20 protein-coding genes are annotated in these 22,054 nt (G+C 33.1%); 14 read left to right on the forward strand and 6 right to left on the reverse strand.

Features of this window, described 5'->3' with window-relative positions; genetic code table 11:
- Positions 1–219: 219 nt before the first annotated feature.
- The gene (locus RDN22_RS07445) at positions 220–471 is read left to right on the forward strand and encodes a hypothetical protein (protein WP_308557126.1); all 252 of its coding nucleotides are present in this window, start codon (positions 220–222) and stop codon (positions 469–471) included.
- A 4-nt stretch (positions 472–475) separates the two neighbouring features.
- Entirely contained in the window at positions 476–1,864 is a 1,389-nt protein-coding gene (locus RDN22_RS07450; protein ID WP_308557128.1) for a glycoside hydrolase family 1 protein, read from the forward strand.
- Between the two features lie 70 nt (positions 1,865–1,934).
- Here the strand turns inward: RDN22_RS07450 and RDN22_RS07455 are convergent, their stop codons facing one another.
- The 4 genes from RDN22_RS07455 to RDN22_RS07470 form a co-directional block, all read right to left on the reverse strand.
- Complete coding sequence (locus tag RDN22_RS07455) at positions 1,935–2,969, reverse strand: LacI family DNA-binding transcriptional regulator (RefSeq protein ID WP_308557130.1); 1,035 nt, start codon at positions 2,967–2,969, stop codon at positions 1,935–1,937.
- A 159-nt stretch (positions 2,970–3,128) separates the two neighbouring features.
- On the reverse strand, positions 3,129–4,121 hold the full coding sequence (gene galE, locus RDN22_RS07460; RefSeq protein WP_308557132.1) for a UDP-glucose 4-epimerase GalE: 993 nt from the start codon (positions 4,119–4,121) through the stop codon (positions 3,129–3,131).
- Between the two features lie 105 nt (positions 4,122–4,226).
- Entirely contained in the window at positions 4,227–5,180 is a 954-nt protein-coding gene (locus RDN22_RS07465; RefSeq protein WP_308557134.1) for a beta-galactosidase small subunit, read from the reverse strand.
- Positions 5,164–7,044 (reverse strand): glycoside hydrolase family 2 TIM barrel-domain containing protein, encoded by a 1,881-nt coding sequence (locus tag RDN22_RS07470; RefSeq protein WP_308557136.1) that lies wholly within the window; start codon positions 7,042–7,044, stop codon positions 5,164–5,166. The genes RDN22_RS07465 and RDN22_RS07470 overlap by 17 nt, the downstream gene beginning before the upstream one ends.
- A gap of 224 nt (positions 7,045–7,268) precedes the next feature.
- Between RDN22_RS07470 and RDN22_RS07475 the strand changes: the two genes are divergently transcribed.
- The 7 genes from RDN22_RS07475 (at position 7,269) to RDN22_RS07505 (ending at position 14,541) form a co-directional block, all read left to right on the forward strand.
- Positions 7,269–8,285, forward strand: a complete 1,017-nt coding sequence (locus RDN22_RS07475) for a LacI family DNA-binding transcriptional regulator (protein WP_308557138.1) — start codon at positions 7,269–7,271, stop codon at positions 8,283–8,285.
- A gap of 194 nt (positions 8,286–8,479) precedes the next feature.
- A complete protein-coding gene (locus RDN22_RS07480) occupies positions 8,480–10,390 on the forward strand; it encodes a glycoside-pentoside-hexuronide (GPH):cation symporter (protein ID WP_308557140.1) in 1,911 nt (636 codons plus the stop codon).
- Between the two features lie 10 nt (positions 10,391–10,400).
- Positions 10,401–12,404, forward strand: a complete 2,004-nt coding sequence (locus tag RDN22_RS07485) for a beta-galactosidase (RefSeq protein ID WP_308557142.1) — start codon at positions 10,401–10,403, stop codon at positions 12,402–12,404.
- A gap of 190 nt (positions 12,405–12,594) precedes the next feature.
- Positions 12,595–12,879, forward strand: coding sequence for a hypothetical protein (locus RDN22_RS07490; RefSeq protein WP_308557144.1), 285 nt, complete (start codon positions 12,595–12,597; stop codon positions 12,877–12,879).
- The gene (locus RDN22_RS07495; protein ID WP_308557145.1) at positions 12,866–13,234 is read left to right on the forward strand and encodes a type II toxin-antitoxin system PemK/MazF family toxin; all 369 of its coding nucleotides are present in this window, start codon (positions 12,866–12,868) and stop codon (positions 13,232–13,234) included. Before RDN22_RS07490 ends, RDN22_RS07495 begins: the two co-directional genes overlap by 14 nt.
- Positions 13,235–13,407: 173 nt before the next feature.
- A complete protein-coding gene (locus tag RDN22_RS07500; protein ID WP_308557146.1) occupies positions 13,408–13,827 on the forward strand; it encodes a nuclear transport factor 2 family protein in 420 nt (139 codons plus the stop codon).
- A 219-nt stretch (positions 13,828–14,046) separates the two neighbouring features.
- Positions 14,047–14,541, forward strand: a complete 495-nt coding sequence (locus tag RDN22_RS07505; protein WP_374043093.1) for a DUF4143 domain-containing protein — start codon at positions 14,047–14,049, stop codon at positions 14,539–14,541.
- A gap of 446 nt (positions 14,542–14,987) precedes the next feature.
- Here the strand turns inward: RDN22_RS07505 and RDN22_RS07510 are convergent, their stop codons facing one another.
- Positions 14,988–15,923 (reverse strand): AraC family transcriptional regulator, encoded by a 936-nt coding sequence (locus RDN22_RS07510; protein ID WP_308557148.1) that lies wholly within the window; start codon positions 15,921–15,923, stop codon positions 14,988–14,990.
- A gap of 115 nt (positions 15,924–16,038) precedes the next feature.
- Here RDN22_RS07510 and RDN22_RS07515 point away from each other — a divergent pair, with 115 nt between their 5' ends.
- The 5 genes from RDN22_RS07515 to RDN22_RS07535 all read left to right on the forward strand — a co-directional run bounded on the left by RDN22_RS07515 (position 16,039) and on the right by RDN22_RS07535 (position 21,882).
- Positions 16,039–17,289, forward strand: coding sequence for an MFS transporter (locus RDN22_RS07515; protein WP_308557150.1), 1,251 nt, complete (start codon positions 16,039–16,041; stop codon positions 17,287–17,289).
- 3 nt (positions 17,290–17,292) lie between these two features.
- On the forward strand, positions 17,293–18,342 hold the full coding sequence (locus tag RDN22_RS07520) for a prolyl oligopeptidase family serine peptidase (protein WP_308557152.1): 1,050 nt from the start codon (positions 17,293–17,295) through the stop codon (positions 18,340–18,342).
- A 7-nt stretch (positions 18,343–18,349) separates the two neighbouring features.
- The gene (locus tag RDN22_RS07525) at positions 18,350–20,047 is read left to right on the forward strand and encodes a CocE/NonD family hydrolase (RefSeq protein ID WP_308557153.1); all 1,698 of its coding nucleotides are present in this window, start codon (positions 18,350–18,352) and stop codon (positions 20,045–20,047) included.
- A 9-nt stretch (positions 20,048–20,056) separates the two neighbouring features.
- On the forward strand, positions 20,057–20,968 hold the full coding sequence (locus tag RDN22_RS07530) for an ROK family protein (protein ID WP_308557155.1): 912 nt from the start codon (positions 20,057–20,059) through the stop codon (positions 20,966–20,968).
- A gap of 341 nt (positions 20,969–21,309) precedes the next feature.
- Positions 21,310–21,882 (forward strand): TetR/AcrR family transcriptional regulator, encoded by a 573-nt coding sequence (locus RDN22_RS07535; RefSeq protein ID WP_308557156.1) that lies wholly within the window; start codon positions 21,310–21,312, stop codon positions 21,880–21,882.
- Positions 21,883–21,937: 55 nt separating this feature from the next.
- Here the strand turns inward: RDN22_RS07535 and RDN22_RS07540 are convergent.
- Positions 21,938–22,054, reverse strand: a 117-nt coding sequence (locus tag RDN22_RS07540; RefSeq protein WP_308554877.1) for an IS3 family transposase, incomplete at its 5' end; no start/stop codon positions are given.

Here is a 22,054-nt window from a genome sequence, read left to right on the forward strand (position 1 = left end):
TTGTTCTTTATTAAATTTAGTCATAATAAAAGACCCAAAAGTGTCTAACTTTTGGGTCTCACTTCAAAAATTATTTCTTTTAGCATTTCATTAATATTTATTGCATGGTTATGTACTTATATTTTCTTGCTGAAGAATGTAAATAATAATCATTTTGTAATTAGTTTTATATTTTGGATATTAAGTATTTGGTTAATTTTATTAGGTGTATATATAAGCATGCTGGGACTAGTTTGGGCAACAAAACATTATGACAAAGATGTTGAATATTATGCGCAAGCTTTTGCAGATGTTTTTAGAAAACCACAATTATCACTTACTGCATTGACCTTTTGGTTAATAATCTATTTAATTGGCATTCGCAATCCGATTCTTTTACTTCTGTTTTTACCAGGACTATTGATTATGGTTGAAACTGGAATTTATAAGAAATTAAAGGAAAGAAAAGCAGAATTAAGTAAGAAAGCGTAACTTTATGATTAAATTTCCTGAAAATTTTGCATGGGGTGCGGCAACTTCGGGTCCGCAGTCCGAGGGATGCTTTAAGAAAAAGCATCAAAATGTCTTTGACTACTGGTACTCAATCGACCCCAAAGCATTTTATGATGGTGTAGGACCTGATACTGCATCTAACTTTTATAATGATTACAAGTCAGATTTGAAATTAATGCGTGAAGCAGGGATTAAAAATCTTAGAACTTCAATTCAATGGTCACGTTTAATTGATGACTTTGAAGAAGCAACAGTAGATCAAGATGGTCTCGACTTTTACAACAATGTGATTGATGAAATGATCAAAGATGGTATTACCCCATATATCAATCTTTGTCACTTCGATATGCCAATTGAATTGCAAAAGAAATATGGCGGTTTTGAATCAAAGCATGTGACAGATCTTTACGCTAAATTTGCAGATAAGTGCTTTGAATTGTTTGGCGATCGAGTACATCATTGGTTTACCTTTAATGAACCTAAGGTAATCTTGGATGGCGGTTACTTATACAAGTTCCACTATCCACTAAAAGTTGATGGTCCATTAGCAGTTCAAGTTGCTTACAATATCAACTTAGCTTCAGCTAAAGCAATTAAGAAATTCCATGAGCGGTTTACAGATGGTCAAAATAAGATTGGAATTATTTTAAACTTAACTCCTGCATATCCCGCTTCAAACAAAGAAGGTGATTTACAAGCTGCTCATTTTGCTAACCTTTGGGACAATAACATGTTCCTTGATCCAGCTATCTTGGGACATTATCCAAAGGATTTAGTTAAAATTCTAAAAGATGCTGGTGTACTTTGGGACTCTACTCCTGAAGAACTTCAATTAATCAAGGAAAACACAATCGATGAATTAGGTGTTAACTTCTACCATCCAGAACGTGTACAAGCTCCACAAATCTCTCCTAAGAGTTTGCAAGACTGGATGCCTGATATTTACTTTGATAATTATGAAATGCCTAATCGCGTAATGAATGTCGATAAAGGCTGGGAGATTTATCCTAAGACCTTGTACGATATTGCTATTAATATTCGTGATAATTATAAGAATATCGATTGGTTTGTTTCCGAAAATGGTATGGGTGTATCACGTGAAGAGCGCTTTATCAAAGATGGCGTAGTTCAAGATGATTATCGAATCAAGTTTATTAAAGATCACTTACTTGAACTTCACAAAGGTATTGAAGAAGGCTCTAACTGCCATGGCTACTTCGTCTGGACCGGAATCGATTGCTGGTCTTGGATGAATGCCTACCGTAATCGTTATGGTTTAATTCGTGATAATATTCATACTCAAATCAAAACAATAAAGAAGTCAGGGCATTGGTATCGCAAGCTTAGCGACAATAATGGCTTTGACGAATAAAACAATTTAATACAACTTAATAGTATTTTCTCTCCCCTATCTAAATGAAAAGAACGCTAGATTAATTAATCTAACGTTCTTTTTTTGTGATTGATTCACGTTTATTAAATTGACTGTGGCAAGTAATAGTTAATGGAATGGAAATTTTTTCTGTGATCAGGTCTTTGGCTAACCGAATCGCCGTTTTACCCATTTCTTCAGTATCCATATAGACACTGGAAAGAGTAGGGGATAGGAATCTAGTGAGTTCTACATCGTCGAAACTTGCAACTGAGATATCATTTGGAATATTGACTCCAGCATCATTGAAAGCTTTATATACGCCTAGCGCCATTGGATCGCTACCTACTACAACAGCGGTTGGCCTATCTTTTAATTGTAATAATTGATTTGCAGCCTTAAGTGCGTCGTCAGCCGACCAATTAGCAATAAAGGTATGACAGTATTTATCTAAATTGTGCATTTTCATCCAAGAAATATAACCATTTTCACGGAGGTCATTTTTCTGTAAAGCCACTTTACCATCTAGATTAATAACTGATGATTTACCACCGATATAGGCGATGTTTCTGTGACCCATATCATAGAGCGTATCTAGAATGTGAGATGTAATCTCTACGAAGTCATTGTGGACGATATTACAACCATAGATGTTGGTGTTTACGTCTACAAAAATAACATTAGGATTAATATTTTGGATTTGTTTGATGGCAGCTGGTGTCATTTCGCCTTCGATGATAACTGCACCATAATTAGCTAAATCATTCCAATTTTTGTCAGGATCTTCTAGTTTAAAAGGCTGTTCAATACGTAAATGCCACTTCTTTGCTTCTTCATTTATGCCTTTGTGCATGTTTAAGAAGTAGGGGTCATTAATTTCGCGTGTATTGCCGTAACGCATGACTAAGGCAACTGAAAGGGTGGAATCGGGTTGCTTAGGTCCACGTTTTTTATCAGATTTAGTGTAATTTAGTTTCTTTGCGATTTCAATTACGCGTCCGCGTGCAGCTTCATTGATATGAAAAGTAGGATCATTGTTTAAAATTCGTGAAACGCTAGCAGGAGATACACCCGCCATTTTTGCTATATCTCTAATACTTGCCATAAAGTCCTCCAATAGTACTAATTATTATTATACTATATACGGCAACTTAGTAGATAATGGTATGCACCAAAATAAAAAATACCAGTTGATCGGACTGGTATTTTGGGATAATAGAAAATAGATATAGTTAAAAAGATAGGGTTAATGTTTTATCTTAATTTATTTGTCTTCATAACCCTTTGGGTGACTCTTGTGCCACTTCCAAGCAGTAGCAATTACATCGTCAACATTTTCGTGCTTAGGCTTCCAACCTAAGATGGTTCTTGCCTTAGTTGAGTCAGCAACCAAAGAGTCAGGGTCACCGCCACGACGTGGTCCCATAGTGTAAGGGATGTCGATGCCGGTAACCTTCTTAGCACTTTCCAAAATTTCAAGGTTAGAGTAACCATGAGCTGTACCTAAGTTGAAGACATCGGATTTATTAGTCTTCATCATGTGCTTCAAAGCTAAGATGTGAGCGTCGATTAAGTCTTCAACTTGTACGTAGTCACGAACGTTGGTACCGTCTTTAGTGTTGTAGTCATCACCGAAGATAGTAAACTTACCGTCACCAGAAAGTGCACTCTTTAAAATATTTGGAATCAAGTGAGTTTCTGGAGCATGGTCTTCACCGATCTTGCCGTCACTTGAAGCACCAGCAACGTTGAAGTAGCGAAGAGCAGTGTACTTAATGCCATCAGCCTTGTCAGCCCAAGCCATGATCTTTTCCATCATCATCTTGGTTTCACCGTATGGGTTGATTGGGTTAAGTGGGGTGTCTTCTGTAATTGGCAACTTCTTAGGGATGCCGTATGTGGCAGCTGAACTTGAGAAGACTAAGTACTTAGTACCAGCATCGTTCATTGCTTTCAAAAGTGAAATCATACCAGCAACGTTGTTGTCGTAGTACTTAAGTGGTTTCTTAACTGATTCAGGTACTAATGAGTATGCTGCAAAGTGCATTACTGCATCGATTTTTTCATCACGCAAAATCTTTGAAACTAAGAAGGTATCTTCGATATCACCTTGGTAAAACTTTGCTTTAGGATCAACAGCTTTTCTGTGACCAGTATATAGACTGTCTAAGACAACTACGTCGTTGCCTTCTTTAACTAATTCACGAACGGCATGTGAGCCAATGTAGCCCGCACCACCGATAACTAAAACTTTCATGTTTTCTCCTTTTTAATGGTTATTAGCCTTTACTGAATTCAATTATATTATAGCACAATAAATTTAGTAAATAATTTACTAAATATAAATAAATTATTTAAAACATTAATTTATTTGGAATGAAAACTCATGGTCTTGCTCAGGATCAATTCTGTATTGCTTTTCTACATCAGCGCCCCAGCTGTCAATACCGCCCACGCCGCGAACAGCTCCAGCAATTACTAATACTGTTCTTCGAGCTAGTGGCAATTCTTCAATATGAGTTGCATTTTCTAATTCTTCTGCAGTATAGGGTAAACAACTGAAGTTAAATGGTGATTGCTTTTGACTAATTTTCAAATTAAAATCTTCACCATCTTGATCGGCATTGTTTAAAGTGGTCGAGCGAAAAATATTTAGCATTTTAGTCTGCATGTGCATCCCATTTTCCTGAGGCACTAAATACTTAGTTACAGGCAATCCATCAATATAAAATTTTCCTTCTTGTGCACCAGCCATTCGGTCAGGATAAGTTTCACCAGATAATCCTGTGTAATCAAATCCTGTTGCAGCAGTCGGCATAATGAATCGCATTCCGATTACTGGTAATGGTGGTAAATCTTTTTTACCAAAATAATGCATAGTTACTATGATGTGACCAGCAACATTAACATTATAGGTTATTTTCACCTTAGTTGCAGGAGTAGTTAAGGTTTGATATTCAAAGGTAATTTGCACGTTTTGCGCTTCTTCATGATTACTGAATTGATTATTAATTGGGGCAATTGGCAATTCTTCAAAATCACGATCATTAACTTTTAAATGAATATCGGTGCACTTAGTAAACATGTCGGCTCCGAGCCATTGAGCAGCTTTTAAATTAAAGCCGTTGCCACGATCATTATCAGTAGTAGCACGCCAAAAAGTTGGAGTAGGGGTTCTGTACAACCATTCTTTTCCTTTAATTTTTAAAGATTCTAATCCACCTTTTTCATAACTGAAAATGTATTGGAAATCTTTGCCATTAATTCCTAAGGTTGCATCCCCATAAATGATATTCAAATTATTTGTGTAAGCCATAGTAGTATCTAACCTCCTGCATTGCGGGCTTTGGAGTGCGGTCTGCAAACATTAAGCCATCGCCAGAAAATTCATAGTCGGAATGACGATCATCAAAGTCGCCACCATAACGTAAAACTTCTTTTTTACTGATTGGATCATAGACAAACAAAGCTTGATCGATAAAGTCCCAGATAAAGCCGCCAACATACTGTGGGTATTGGTCAATTAGTTTGATGTAGCTGCCCATACCACCATCAGAATTACCCATATCATGCATGTATTCACATTCCATGAATGGTTTGGCAGGATTATTTTGGAGATATTCTTCTACTTGTTTAGGTGGCAAATACATACAGCTTTCGACATCTGAGATCCTATCTTTTAATTCAGGCTTATGAACGACACCTTCATAGTGAACTAGGCGAGAAGAGTCATGGTCTTTATAAAATTGCTGCATTGCGGCTATGTCCTCACCAGCATAAGATTCATTACCTAAAGACCAGAATAAAATTGAAGTATGATTTTTGAAGGTCTCATAGTTATTGCGGGCACGATCAATTACGGCTTCGCGCCATTCTGGTAAATCGCCTGGGACATTATATGTAGGACCGGTAGGGCCACTATATTGCCAAGTACCATGAGACTCAAGATTATTTTCGGCCATCATATAAATGCCATTTTGATCGCAAAGATAATACCATGGAATTTGATTTGGATAGTGGCATGTTCTGACAGCATTGATATTGTTTTCTTTAAAAGTTTGAATGTCGTCTTTCATGTTCTTGATGGTAATACTGCGGCCAGTTTTGGCATTCCATTCGTGACGGTTAACACCATTGATGATTAGGCGTTTACCATTTAAAAGGATAACTTTATTTTGATTAATTTCGATGCGTCTGAAGCCAAATTGATAAGGAACTAATTCGACTAATTGATCATTTGAATCATAAACTTCAATTAGAAGTTGGTATAAATATGGGTCGTGATTGTTCCAAAGATGAACATTTTTAAATTCTTCGTTGCTGATTTTGACCAGCTCTTGAATTGGCATTTCTTTTTCTAAAATAGTCTTGCCATCAACGTCTTTAACTAAAAGATGAAGGTGTCCATTTTGACCAGTGAAGTGCAGATTGGCGTTGAAAACTCCATCTTGATAGTTGTCACTGACAGTAGGCTTTAAGTCGAGATCTTGTAAATGAATTTTAGGGATGCCTAATAATTCTACTGAGCGAAAGATCCCAGAAAATCTGAACATATCTTGGTCTTCAAGCCAAGAAGCAGTGCTGTGCTTAAAAACTTCTACTGCCAAAACGTTATCTTTTTCTTTGATATATTTAGTTAAATCAAATTCGGATGGTGCAAAGCTGTCCTCAGCATAGCCAATGAAATGACCGTTTAAATAAACATACATTGCACGCTCTACACCTTCGAACAAGATATGAATATTTTTTCCATGTAAGCCTGGATTTAAATCAAATCGTTTAATATATGAGCCGATGGTATTGTCTCTTCCTTTACTAAAGGCACCGTCCTGTTTATCGTTATTAATCGTATACGCTGGACGACGAAAGATTTTACCTTCCCATGGATAAAGACTATTGATGTATTGATTTTGGGCATAGCCATTTAATTCAATTTCGCCAGGAACTGGAATGGTATCAAAAGATGATGAATCAAAATCAGTCTTATAAAAATCAATAGGACGACTTTGTGGATCTTTTGAAAAATGAAATTGCCATTTTCCATTTAGACTTTGTTTAAAGCTGCTACGATTATTTTGCCATTCGCGATAATTCTTAAAGTAGGGATGATCGCTATGTGCCGGCAGTTGATTAACCCTAAAGACTTTAGGATCATCAAGCCATTTGATATTTGCTTTCATGATTTTACCTAGTTTCTATTAAAAAAATTATTATTTAATCGCTTACATTGTAACACATTAATAAAATATTTACTCAATTAATAAATTATTTACTAATTTAAAAAGAATGTATCCGTGTATTTTATATAGATCTCATTATTATCTATAAAACTAATATTTATTGGAATTAAGTAAATATTTTGTATAATAAAGTTAAAAATATTTATAAATAGAAAAGACATATTATGACAACTATTAAAGAAATTGCGAAAGAATCGGGTTATTCATCCGCGACCGTTTCACGCTTATTGAATAATGATCCTAATTTATCTATTACGGCGGATACAAAAAATAAAATTTTAGAAATTGCTAATAAACTAGAGTATTGGAAAGATCATCAAGAAAAAAGAATTCGTCCTACAATTGCTTTATTGTATCGAGTAAATCATCAAGAACAATTGCAGGATGAATACTTTACTTCTCTGAAAGAAGCACTAATTTCTACTGTTGAACGAGAAGCTTTGCAAATGAAAACGTACTATGATATTGATGATTTAATTGCTCATGCTTCTTTATTTCAGGGTTTTATCGGTGTTGGTGCTGGTTCAATTGATAATGCAAAGTTAAAACAATTACATGAAGTTTTACCTAATGGTGTTTTTGTCGATACTAATCCTGCACCAGATTTATTTGATTCCATTCGTCCTAACTTAGCTTTAACAGTGAAAAATGCTATTGATTTATTCATTAAAAATGGATATCAAAAGATAGGCTTTATTGGTGGGCTAGGCATTAAACATGATCATATTCAAGAAAACGATATTCGAACTACAGTTTTTGCCGAATATATGAAAGCTAGAGGCAAAAAAGGCATAATGTTTGTCGATGGGCCTTTTGGCGTTGAGAATGGTTATAAACTTGGTAAAGAAGCTATTGCCAAATGTAAAGATAATTTTCCAGATGCTTTTTTGATTGCTTCAGATACATTGGCAGTTGGAGTACTGCAAGCCTTCAATGAAGAAAATATCAATGTTCCAAAAGATACTGCTATTTTAAGTATTAACAATAGTAGTGTAGTTAAGTATGTTTCACCACCGCTTTCTTCATACAACATTAATCAGCAAGAGATGATAGATATGGCGTTAACAATGCTAACTAACTTAATTATTAGTCCTAATCGCGCTCATATTGATATGTGTATGAATACTAATTTAGTAGTACGTAAGAGCTTTATTCCTAAAGACGAAGAAAATGTTAAGTAAATAATTCAGTAAAGAAAAAAATTTTTTTGGATTTTTCAAAGAGGAGAATGCTAATAGATAGCATTCTTTTTTTTATTACCTATTAGTAAATAATTTAGTAAATCTAAATAAATTATTTACTAAAGCGGAAAATAGGGTATATATTTATTGCTGTAAGCGATTACAAGATTTCTAAAATCTTGGGAGGAATGGAAATGAGTAAAATTCACAAGATATCGGGAAAGCAGCTGCTTTCCTATGCATCATTCACCTTTGGTAATTTAGGTCACTCGGCCTTTTACGGTGTAATGAGTACATATTTTATTATCTTTATTACTAGTGGAATGTTCAGTGGTCTGGACAAAACTGTCGCCGATAGATTGATAGGGCTGATTACTGGATTAATGGTTCTAATAAGAATTATTGAATTAGTTATTGATCCAATTATTGGTAATGTTGTTGATAATACTCATACAAGATGGGGTAAATTCAAACCCTGGATTTTGTTAGGGACAGTTGGCAGTACGATTTTATTAATGATTTTGTTTACCGGTATTTTCGGTTTAGCAAAGGTTAACTGGATACTTTTCGCAATATTATTTGTAATTTTATATATTAGTTTTGATATTTTTTATTCATTATCAGATATTTCATATTGGGGCATGGTTCCAGCATTGAGTGAAGACTCAAAGGCCAGAGGTATCTACACTGCATTTGGTGGCTTTGCAGGTACTATTGGTTGGAATGGTTTGTCAATCATTGTATTCCCAGTGGTAACTGGTGTTACCTATATGGTAACTGGCAAACACGCTGAAGGTCCTGCTGGTTGGTTTGCTTTTGCAGCACTTATTTCAGCTTTAGCAATTCTTTCAGCAGTCGTTGTTTGCTTAGGTACACACGAAAAAGAAAATATGATTCGTACTTCAGCTAAGAAGAAAACTTCTTTGCGTGAAGTATTCGGAGCAATTTTCCATAATGATCAAATTTTATGGCCAGGATTAGCATATCTGATGTACTCATTGGCATATGTAATCACTAATGGTGTATTATTCTACATGTATAAATTTGTAATTGGTAAGCCAAATGAATTTTGGATTGTTGGTGTAATTCCAATGATTATGGGCTTTATCCCATTCTTCCCAATTTTGAACCAATTCATACCAAGAAAATGGTTATTAACTATTGGACAAATTTGTATGACATTGGCATATATAATCTTTATTTTTGGTAGAAGTAACGTTGTTTTAATGGATATTGGTATATTCTTGTTTAACTTTAACTTCTTCCAAATTACTACAGTTTTAACATTTACAGATGCGATTGAATATGGACAATTGAGAACAGGACAAAGAAATGAAGCTGTTATTTTAGCAGTTCGTCCAATGATTGATAAGTTCACAGGTGCGATTTCTAACGCTTTAATTGGTTATGTAGCTATTGCGGCTGGTATGACTGGTTCAGCTACGGCAGCCGATATGACTACTCATGATATTCATGTATTTGATACTTTAGCATTGTATATTCCACTTGCTTTAGCAATTCTCGGAATGGTTATTTTCTTGAGTAAAGTAACTTTAACAGAAAAGAAACATGCTGAAATTGTTGAAGAATTAAAAGATAAGCTTGCTGAAGGTAAGATTGAAAAAGATGCTTCAGAAAATGCTAGACCAAAAGAAACAAAAATTTACGCTCCAGTTGATGGTGAATTAATGAAGATGTCTTCTGTTATTGATGAAGATGGCAAGCCTTTCCCAGGTAAAGGTTTCGCAATTAAACCAAGTTCAGGTCAAATTTATGCACCGTTTAATGGTAAGATTAAATTTACCTTTGGTACTAAGCATGCCTTTGAAATTGTTTCAGATGATGGCTTGCAAGTTGTAGTTCACGTTGGTCTTGGTACAGTTAACTTGCGTGGTGAAGGCTTTGAAACTTATTATGATGATGGACAAAGTGTGAAGAAGGGCGACTTATTGCTAGAATTTGATCGTGATTTAGCATTAAAGAATGGCTATAAGGATACAGTTGTTGTCTTCTACACTCAACCAGGTCGAGTAATTAAAACAAGTGAAATTCAACCAAGAACTGTTAAGCATGGCGACGAAGTAGCAGAAGTACAATTTAAGTAGAGGTAGTAAAATGGCACAATTATCACGCTTTTTATATGGCGGAGATTATAATCCAGATCAATGGCCAGAACAAACATGGCCAGAAGACATAAAAGTCTTTAAAAAAGCAGATCTTAATTCTGCGACAATTAATATTTTTTCTTGGGGAATTTTAGAACCAAGTGAAGGACACTATGATTTCTCAAAATTAGATAAAATTGTTCAAGAATTGTCAGATGCAAACTTTGATATCGTGATGGGAACTTCAACTGCAGCAATGCCTGCTTGGATGTTTAAGAAATATCCTGATGTTGCTAGAGTAGATTATCAAGGAAGACGTCATGTTTTTGGTCAACGTCATAATTTCTGCCCAAGTAGCAAGAATTATCAAAAATTAGCTGGTGATTTAGTAGAAAAATTAGCACAACGTTATAGTGACAATCCTCATATTGTAGTTTGGCACGTGAATAATGAATATGGCGGCAACTGTTACTGTGAAAATTGCCAAAATGCCTTTAGAGATTGGCTGAAGAATAAGTACCATACTTTAGATGCCCTTAACAAAGCTTGGAATATGAATGTGTGGAGCCATACTATCTATGATTGGGATGAGATTGTTGTTCCAAATGAATTAGGGGATGCATGGGGTCCAGAAGGTAGTGAAACTATTGTTGCTGGACTTTCAATTGACTACTTGCGCTTCCAATCAGAAAGTTTGCAAAATCTTTTTAGAATGGAAAAAGCAATTATTAAAAAATATGATCCAGAAACTCCAGTAACGACTAATTTCCATAGCTTACCAAATAAGATGATTGACTACCAGAAGTGGGCTAAAGATCAAGACATCATCTCTTATGATAGTTATCCAACTTATGATGCACCAAAATATAAGCCAGCATTCTTGTATGACTTAATGAGAAGCTTGAAGCATCAACCATTCATGCTGATGGAATCTGCACCTTCACAAGTTAACTGGCAACCATACAGTCCACTTAAGCGTCCTGGTCAAATGGCAGCAACAGAATTGCAAGCGGTAGCTCATGGTGCAGATACTGTGCAATTCTTCCAATTAAAGCAAGCTGTGGGTGGCTCTGAAAAATTCCATAGTGCAGTAATTTCACATTCACAAAGAACAGATACCAGAGCATTTCATGAACTTGAAGACTTAGGCAAAAAGTTGAAAAAAGCTGGTCCAACAATTTTAGGTTCCAAAGTTGATGCTAAAGTCGCAATTGTCTTTGATTGGAGCAACTTCTGGGCATATGAATATGTTGATGGCATTACCCAAGATCTTAACTATGTTGACTCAATTTTAGATTATTATCGTCAGTTTTATGAACGTAATATTCCAACCGATATCATCAGCGTAGACGATGACTTCAGTAAATATGATTTAGTTGTAGCTCCAGTGCTTTACATGGTTAAGCCTGGTCTTGATAAAAAGATTAATGACTATGTAGAAAAAGGCGGCAACTTTGTTACTACCTATATGTCAGGCATGGTTAATGAATCAGATAATGTATATCTTGGCGGCTATCCTGGACCACTTAAAGATGTTACTGGTATTTGGGTAGAAGAAAGTGATGCAGTAGTTCCTGGACAAAAGATTACTGTTGAGATGGATGGCAAAGATTATGACACTAGTTTAATGTGTGATTTAATTCATCCAAATAAGGCTAAAGTTTTAGCAAAATATTCTAGTGAATTTTATGCTGGAACAGCTGCTGTTACTGAGAATCAATATGGTAAAGGTAAAGCTTGGTATGTTGGTACCAAATTAAATCATGAAGGTTTAACGCAATTATTTAACCATATTGTTTTACAAGCCAATATTGAATCTTTAGTATGTGATAGCCATAAGCTCGAAGTAACAAAACGCATTACAGCTGATGGCAAAGAACTTTATTTCGTTCTTAATATGAGTAATGAAGAACGGAAATTGCCAAATAAGTTTACTGGATATGAAGATATTTTAACTGGTGAAAAAGCTAGAACTCTAATGAAAGGGTGGGATGTCCAAGTATTAGCTAAATAAAATAATGTATTTCTTTCTCTCAAAAATAGATCAAATGAAGATAAGTCAGACACATGGTCTGGCTTATTTTTTGCCACTAATTTGAAATAACTTGTAATAAAGTTGTATTTCATATAAATTGAAAAATACTATTTTGCAGTATATACTTGTACTTACCTAATGATGATTTTAATGAAATCGGGTGAATATTATGCTTAAAAATAAAGAAAAAATTCTAGGCAAATATAAGATTAGAAAAACAGGAAATGCTAATTCTGTCACCATTCCAATTGATTCTGGTTTTAAGATCGGTGATAATGTTTTGGTGATTTTAAAAGAAAATGGTGATCTAGAAATTCAGAAAGAAAAGAAGAATTTTTGGGATGAAATAACACCGTTAACAGCTAAAGAAAAAGAAGAAGATATTGAAGATTTAGAATATAACCCCGTAGAGCAAGAACCAATAGGTAAGGAAAGAATTGATGACGAGAGTTAATTATCCCAAACAAGGCGACTTAGTTTTTATGGATGCTGAGCCACATTCTGGTCATGAAATTGGAGGTCATGATCCTAAAAAGAAAAATATAAGACGGCCTTTCTTAATTATGAGCCAAGCTTCGTTTAATCAAAAGACTGGAATGTGCTATGCAATGGCAATTACATCTAAGCATAGAGCAAGAAATACTAGATTAGAAATATTAGATTTTGCATCAAAAATACATGGTGATTTGTTGTTATATCAAGTTCCAGAATATGACTTTATTAGCAGAAATTGTGAAATAGTTGGTCATATAAAAGATGAAGCTTTATTTAATGAAGCTAAAGAAGTATTTTTACAAATCTTTCAATAGCTTATTCATAATAAAAATATTCTGAAGTCAGATTTGTTCTAAGATAACGGTCTTTTTGCAACTGATTTGAAAATAGTGTGGCATAAGTCACGCTATAGAAAATATTGACCATTTTTTAGTAAATGAATTCTTGTCATAATACTTATAGTTAAGAGATGACAAGGAGAAAAATTATGAATGTACAAGAATTATCAGATCGTTTAGAACTTAAAGAATTAGTTGATAAATTTTCAAACTATGCCGACACTAAAGAAAATGACAAGCAAGTAGCACTTTTCACTAAAGATGCAGTGATTGAAATTGAATTGGGTGGCAAGATTGTCTTTACTTTGCATGGTAGGGATGAAATCAAGAAGACTTTCTCAAACTCAATGGAGGATAACAAAATTGTGTTCCATATGAATGGCCAACAAACAGTTGAAATTGACGGAGATAAAGCTAAAGGAATTGCTTATTCTTATGTAACTGTTGGTAAAGATGAAAAGCATTTGCAACATGAAGGTGTTCGTTATCATGATGAATTTCAAAAGATTGATGGCAAGTGGTATATATCTCATCGCCGCTCAGAATTCATGTGGCAAGAAGAAGCGTAATAGAAATAGCCAAGATGCAGAATAGACTGTATCTTGGCTATTTTTATCTCTAGTGTTTTAAATTAGTCTTCGCTATAGCTTTAATAAAATGAAATATACTTCATTTTACTAGAAAAATGTGCTAAAAATGAAGTATAATTCATTTTGAAGAAAATATTAGTTAAAAATGAAGTATAATTCAAAAATGATTAAAAGAGAATATTATTTAAACCAACTAAAATTGCTAATACCTTAATTAGTAATCAAATAAAAACAAATGTTCATACAGTTCAGAAATACATTGATTTATTGCAGGATGCTTTTCTGTTTTATCAAACTAAGCAATATGATTTACGTGGTAAAAAATATCTATCTAATAATGGTAAATATTTCATTGTTGATACTGGTTTGCGTAGACAAGCTGTTGGTAGACGGGCAGGTAATTATGGTAATCAATTAGAAAATATTGTTTATTTAGAATTGCTTCGTAGAGGCTACCGTGTTGATATAGGACGTTTAGATGATGTTGAAATTGACTTTATAGCACGTAAAGTTGATGAGGAAGAATATATTCAAGTAACTAGACAGATTCCTGAAAATACGCATGAGACTGACAATCTTTTGAAATTAAGAACTGGATTTAAAAGAATTGTGATTACTGAAGAAATTCCTGAGAATAAGAGTATTGATGGCATACCAATTATTAATATAGTAGATTGGCTCTTAGATAGGTAGGAGAAATTTAGTAATATTCATAATGAGTAAAAATAAACAGTCAAGATGTAACATGAGTTACGTCTTGGCTATTTTTGTTGCATTAGTTTATATTGATGTCTAAAAACTACAATTTAGGCACTAATTTGTAACTTATAAGTTACAAAAAATGGAAAAAATGCTTTGTATAAGTTGCAAAAAATAATCAGAAATGTCTTGTATAAGTTGCAAAAAATAATCAGAAATGTCTTGTATAAGATGCAATTGTTGGCAGTGATAACTTTAATGATATTTCGATGATCATATTGTTAAAATCAGAATGCTATTAAAGATATAGAATCGAAGCGTGACTATATTACTGAAACAACAACCAATAATAAAAGCCGTAAAAGTGTCCAACTTTTACAGCTTATTTCAAATCATTGTTTTTTTGATTCATGGGAAAATAAGTTATTTTAAAGATATTTTTACAAGAGATTTAAATTATCATTTTGAAGCTTTCTAATTTCGTTAGGTGTACAACCATATTTTTGCTTAAATCCATTATAAAAAGAAGTTTTATTAGTAAAACCTGCTCTTCGATAAATTTCATCTATTGAGAGATTTGTAAACAATAGATCATGGTAAATAACAGTAAGACGTTTATCTAAAAGAACTTCGTGAAAGGATCGACCTATGTCTTGCTTAAAAATAGTACCTAAATATGAAGAATTGTAATTTAATTCCTGACCCAATTTCTTTAATGAGATATTTGAGTAATTCTCAGCTATTTTACTAAATATTTGTTGGGATAAACCTTCTAATTGTTTATGATTTTGAGCGTGATTTCGGATAGCCCTACGAAATTGGCGATTAAGAATTTGTAGTAAAGATTCAATATTAGCGTGGCTATAACGATCTTGATAGTAATATTCTTCGATAATCATCTCTATAGTATTATGAATTCTTTGATTATAATCTTGACTCTTAAATAATAGATAAGCAGTATTTTCTATCCCCGAAAAAACATCCAATATATCCTTATGGATACTTATATTAATCATTATATCGTCAGCATCAGATGCTAATACTTGGTGTGAAGTTCCAATGTTAATTATTAGTACATCTCCCTTTTTCAAAGTAATAATTTGACCATTAATTTTTTGAATGATAGTTCCAGAGAGCACGTAATTTATTACATAAAATGTATGCATGTGAGTAGGGTACGTTGCGAATCGAGGATGCTTAACTACATAAATGATATTTTCATCAAAAAATTTATCTGTTAAGACACGCACTTTTTTAGTAATATTTTTGCTCACTAATGTTTTATCAGAAATATTTCTATGAAATAAGTGATCTTTAAGTTGCTTCTCTTCTGTAGTTGTGAGCTTTTGAAACTTTTTAAGTAAATCTTTGTCCATTTAAATCTAGAATTTTGATACCTTTCTCTTGATATACTGTCATTGTAGCTCTTACTGTAAGCGATTACAATAATTTATGAAAAATATAAGTAATCTGTTTTAGAAGGAGAAAGAAATGAAAGCTAAGCATTCGACAAAGTATGCATGGTGGGTGTTTGTAGCATGTATGCTATTTAACTTTATAGGTTTTGGCTTAATTATTAATACTGTAGGATTGTTTTATGCCTCATTAGGGACAGCATTTCATGTAGGCAGAGCGGAAGTATCGTTAATGAGTACTTTCTGTAATATTGCTACTGCTATTACATTAGTATTCGCTGGTAAAATCATGTCTAAATTAAATTTAAGATGGATTTTAACAGTGGGATTTGCAGTTGTAGGGCTAGGATTTTTGATTTTGAGTAGAGCTCAATCAATGATGATGTTTTACATCATTTGGATTGTAATTGGTATTGCACAGCCATTTATCTTAGCTTTACCTACACCAATTTTATTAGGAAACTGGTTCGAGAAAAAATTTGGTACTGTACTTGGTATTGCTTTAGGTGTTTCTGCGTTTGGCGGATCAGTATTTAATCCAATTATTAGTAGTGTAATTACTAATAATGGTTGGAGAACCGGTTTATTGGTTGAAGGGATTTTAATTTTAGCTATCTTGGTACCACTAGCACTTTCAATAAAGCCAAAGCCAGATAATAAGAAAACATTTGCTTATGGCTATGATGAAGCAAGTAAAAATAAAAAGCAAAAAGCCGACGATAGTAAAGGTTTTGTACTACATGAAGCTATTAAAACGCCAATGTTCTGGTGTATTGCTTGGGCAATGGTAGCTTTGCAATTTGTAGCAGGAATGGTTCAACATGTTTCAGCACATGTTGTTAACGTTGGTTTGCCATTAACAATTGGTGCAACAGTAATTTCAGGCATTATGCTAGGTGCTGCTGCAGGTAAGATGACAATTGGTTATTTCCTAGATAAATTTAATAATTCAGTTGTAATTGCAATTTATACATTATTTGGTGTTATTGGCTGGGGTGGCTTATTAGTATCTAGACAACCTGCCTTGTTAATTGCTTCTGGTTTCATTTTAGGATTAGGACAAGGTATTTTACTTGTATCATTAACTTACTTTATTAGAAAAGAATTTGGTTCAAAAGATTACTCAAATATTTTGTCAGTTTTAAATGTATTTGGATCTGTTTCGGCTGCATTAGCAGTGACAATTGATGGTGCATTCTTCGATGTAAATGGATCATATTCAATTCCATTAACGTTAAATGTAATTTGTTACATTTTAGCTGGTTTAGCAATTGTATTTTCAATTAATGTAACTAAAAAGATTTGGAAGAAATTTGGAAAGGAATAAAAAATGAAAACAATTAATGTAGATTATCAAAGAACAGTTTTAGCAGATGGAGATTTTGTTACAAGCGCCGTTATTGAAGGTGCAGATAATTTAAACTTAAAAGATATCTCATTTTCTGTCGCAAATAAAGAAATTGGTACTAAAGAAATTACTAAATTAGATGGGGGTAAAGTTAAAGTTACTTTCGAAGAAGATCCATCATTAGCACTTATTCAATTTGGTTCGAATTTTCAAGATGAATTAATTTTCCCACAAATTGTTATGCATATTAGAAATAATGATTTGCCAATTGAAACCAAGTTTATAGAAGATCCGACTATTAAGAAATTTGAGACAAAATTCTTTCAAAATGACAGGACTACTATTTCTTATTACTTATATTCTTCTCACAAATATAATGCTAAACGTCCATTAGTTATATTTTTACACGGATCAGGCGAAAGAGGATATGGCGATAGATACCCATTATATGGCTGTGATATTCCTAAAAAGGTAGCTGAATATAGTGAAGAACATGAAGATTCAGTTGTTTTAGCACCTGAAGCTACTTGGGCAAAAGAATTAAATGGTTGGTTTAGAAAAGATATTAGACAAGTCTTAATGGATTTAATCAAATATACTGTTGAATCCGAGAATATTGATAAAAATCGCATTTATTTAATCGGTCTTTCAAATGGCGGTGCAGCTACTTGGCATTTTGCTGAAAATCATCCAGGTTTGTTTGCAGCTATTGCTCCATGTTGTGGCTATATTTTTAACGATGGTAAGTACTTTTTAACTGCTCCAGGAAAAGGTAGATATATGGAACCTACTGATGAAGAAGCAGAAAGATTGGCAAGTATGCCAATTTGGGCTTTCCATGCTGCTGATGATAATGTGGTTAATGTTAATGGGACTAAACATACTGTTGAGGCAATACGTAGAGCTGGTAATACTCAAATTAAGGAAACTATCTATAAACCAGGAATGTGTGGGGATGCTCCTCATGGTTCATGGAAATTAATGGCTCATGAGCCTGATTTACTCCCATGGTTGTTTAGCCAACACAAATGAGGCGGATATGATGCTAGAGCAAATAAACAAAAAATGGGAACCCTTTTATGAAAAAATTGAAAAAGAATTTCCAAAACCTTTAAATAAAGTTCTTCCGCCAGAAGAATATATGGTTAAAATGCGTGACGATGTCAAGTTAAATACACGCATTTTTAAACCGAATGTTGATGGACCATATAATGTTTTATTTACTAGAAATCCCTATCCAGCAAATGTTGAATTATTAGAGGCTCTATATTTACCTTTTGTAGAACAAGGATATTGTTTAATTATTCAAGACTGTAGAGGTACTGGAAAATCTGAAGGCGATTGGCAACCATTTATAAATGAACGAAATGATGGAATAGATTCATTAAATTGGTTAAATGATCAAAATTGGGTAAAATCCATTGCTACATTTGGTCGATCTTATTCAGCTTATACTCAATGGATTGTTGGCGATAAATTGCCTTCTAAAGTTAAAACTATGTTTCTAGAAGTTTATGGCATTAATCGATTTGATCAGGTATACTCAAACGGCTTGTTTAGAGAAGATATATATACTTCCTGGACATTTCAAAATTCATTAGTAAAAAGTAATATTCCTGTGAGTGAACAATATAAACAAGCATTAAAAATATATCCTGCCATTAATAGAGACGAGACCATACTTCATACTAGATTACAGTTTTATAGGGACTATTTGACACATATTAATAAAAATGATGACTATTGGAAAAATAGTATATGGAGTATCTTGGAAAATATTCCTAGTCAAATTAAAGTGCCAGTAGTTGTAACTGATGGTTGGGCTGATCATCATCTTCAAGGAAGTTTATTAGGCTATAACAAGTTAAATGAGAAGATTAAAAGACGAAGCAGATTAATTATTACTCCAACTGATCATATGTCTGATGTTACTGGAAATTTAGACTATCCTAATGCAGATAAATATGGAGCTTTTAATTTAAAAGCAAATTTGATTTGGTTTAATCACATTATGAAAGGATCAAGTAAAGATTTGGATTCTGGTTGCTATCAAATGGGGACAGGTGATTGGATTAATCCTGTGATAATGGAAGAGTCAAATATGAAATGCTTGCATCTTGGAACTAATAATTCGTTAAAAGATACAGAAAATAGTGAATCAAAATATCATTTTGACTATGATCCAACGAATCCTAATAATTGGCCAGCAGGAAATGAATTGTTGGCTTGGATAGCTCCCAATTTTACAGATAAGCCACATGGGTTTGTTAAAACTAAAGAATATCTTCCAAGAAAAGATGTTCTCAAGTTTGAAAGTGAAGAATTCAAAGCTGGAGTAAGTTTAGCTGGTAGTATTAATGTTCAGTTAAAAGTAGATACTAATGTAGAAGATACTGCTTTTTCTGTAAGATTAGTTGAAAAGACAAAAGATGGTAATTTCATAAATATTAAAGATGGTATAACTTCATTGTCTATAAATGATGGAAAGCAATTTGGACCACATAGACCGGGAAAATTTCAAATAGTTAAAATTCCATTAGGAGATATTGTTTGGAAAATACAGCCTAATTCAAAAATAGTATTATTAATCTCATCTTCTAATTTTCCAATGTATGCAATACATCATAATGTATATGGACAGTGGAGCAAAGAGCCATTAAAATCAATAATTGCACATCAAACTATTATAGGCGGCAAAGATAGTTTTGTTTCTCTCCCAGTAGTAAAAGAAAAGTAAGGGGTTAAAGTGAACAATTATTTAAGTATTGATATTGGTGGTACTAATATAAAATTTGCTCTTCTAGATCGATCTGGAAATGTAATATTTAAAGAAAAAGTATCGACAAGTTCAAAGAAAAAAGATTTTCTTAGAAATATTGATCATATTGTTAAAAATTTCGATCATCTTAAAGGAATAGCTTTTTGTGCACCAGGACAAATAATCAATAATACTATTCATTTTGGTGGCTCATTGAAATTTTTAGATGGCATTAATTTTCAACAGAGATATGAGAATTTAAATATTCCAATTGCTGTTATTAATGATGGTAAAGCAAGCGTACTAGCTGAAAGCTGGCTTGGTAGTTTGAAAGATGTTAATAATTGTGCTTCTATTACATTAGGAACAGGAATAGGTGGTGGAATTATAGTAAACAACCAGTTAGTATTAGGAGAAAATGCTCAAGCAGGTGAGCTAAGTTTTATGCGTTTTTCTACTGACCCTAAATCTCATGAAATTGCAGGATTTTCTTATTCAGCAGTTGAAATGATTTCAAAAATTAATGTGCTAGCTGGAAATGAAGATTTGAAAAATGGGAAAAAAGCATTTGAACAAATTAATCATCATAATAAAGTAGCAGTAGAAATATTTAATAAGTTTTGTGCTGGAATAGCTTCTATTATCTTTAATATACAGTCAGTTGTTGATTTAAAGAAGATTGCAATAGGTGGTGGGATCTCTGCTCAACCTATTGTAATTAAGACAATCAATGATGCATATGATGATATTATGAATAATACTTCCATAATAAAGCAAACATTAACAAAGCCAATAATTACTAGTGCCAAATTTAAAAATGACGCAAATTTGTATGGCGCACTGTATAACTTATTACTTCAAGAGAATAAAGAAGAAATAAGTCGATCAAATATAATTTAAATGGATTATTAAGTAAACTTGTTTAATCATGTTGATTTTGCAAGACGAGAACGTAAAAAAAGCCAGGATGCAGTTATAGACTGTGTCTTGGCTATTTTTTTGCATTAGCTTATATTGACATTTAAAGACTACAATTTAAGTAATAATATGTAACTTATAAGTTACAAAAAATGGAAAAATATGCGTTGTATAAGTTGCAAAAAATAGTGATAATTGCTTTTTATAAAAAGCATAATGAACTTATGAAACAATTAGAAGATAAATAAATACTATATCCTAAGAAATAAGGTATTCTAGAGTTAAGAAACTAGAATACCTTATTTCTTTTGAGGATGATAAAAATGAAAATAACGGGTTATGAAGATCTTCGTGTTCAACGAACGATCAATAATATTTATCAAGCTTTTGAAGATTTAATCTGCGAAAAAGATTACTCAAAGATAACAGTCACAGAACTAGCAAGACGTGCGCAAATTAATAAGAAAACTTTTTATCGGTATTATGAGACTTTAGATGATTTGTTAGCTGAAATGCAGGCGCGTTATGCTGATGAATATTTAAAAGAAGTGAAGGATTTTCAATATCCACGTGATTTGGAAAAGAGTCTTGAATCTTTCTTCAGATTTTCTGCTAAACAAGGAAAAGCATATGATCGAATCACCACTAGTAGAACTTATTCAGGGATTCGCCAGCAGATGATCGACAATGTTATGAGTAAGTCGTGGGGTAGTTCTCCTCAGTTTAATCGTCTAGAAGATTGGAAAAAGCAGATTTTGCTTAATTATGTAGAGCAAACAGGTCTGACGATTTATCAGCAGTGGTCTTTAAACGGAAGAGAAGAAGATATTGATGATGTGATTAAAGTCGCGCAAAAATTGATGCGCGGTGGAGTCGATAAGTTTTTAAATGAATAAGAAAAAAAGATATTCTTTTGCGTTGATATGAAGTGGGACCTAAAAAGTAGACATTTTAAAACATAGGATTAATAGAGGCTTGATTCCGATATTCTTTCGGAGTTAAGCCTTTTAATCTGCTCTTTATCCTTTCTTCGTTATAGTATTTGATATATTCCTCTATAGCTTGAGC

It is taken from the genome of uncultured Lactobacillus sp. (assembly GCF_902491705.1).
Lineage (GTDB): Bacteria > Bacillota > Bacilli > Lactobacillales > Lactobacillaceae > Lactobacillus.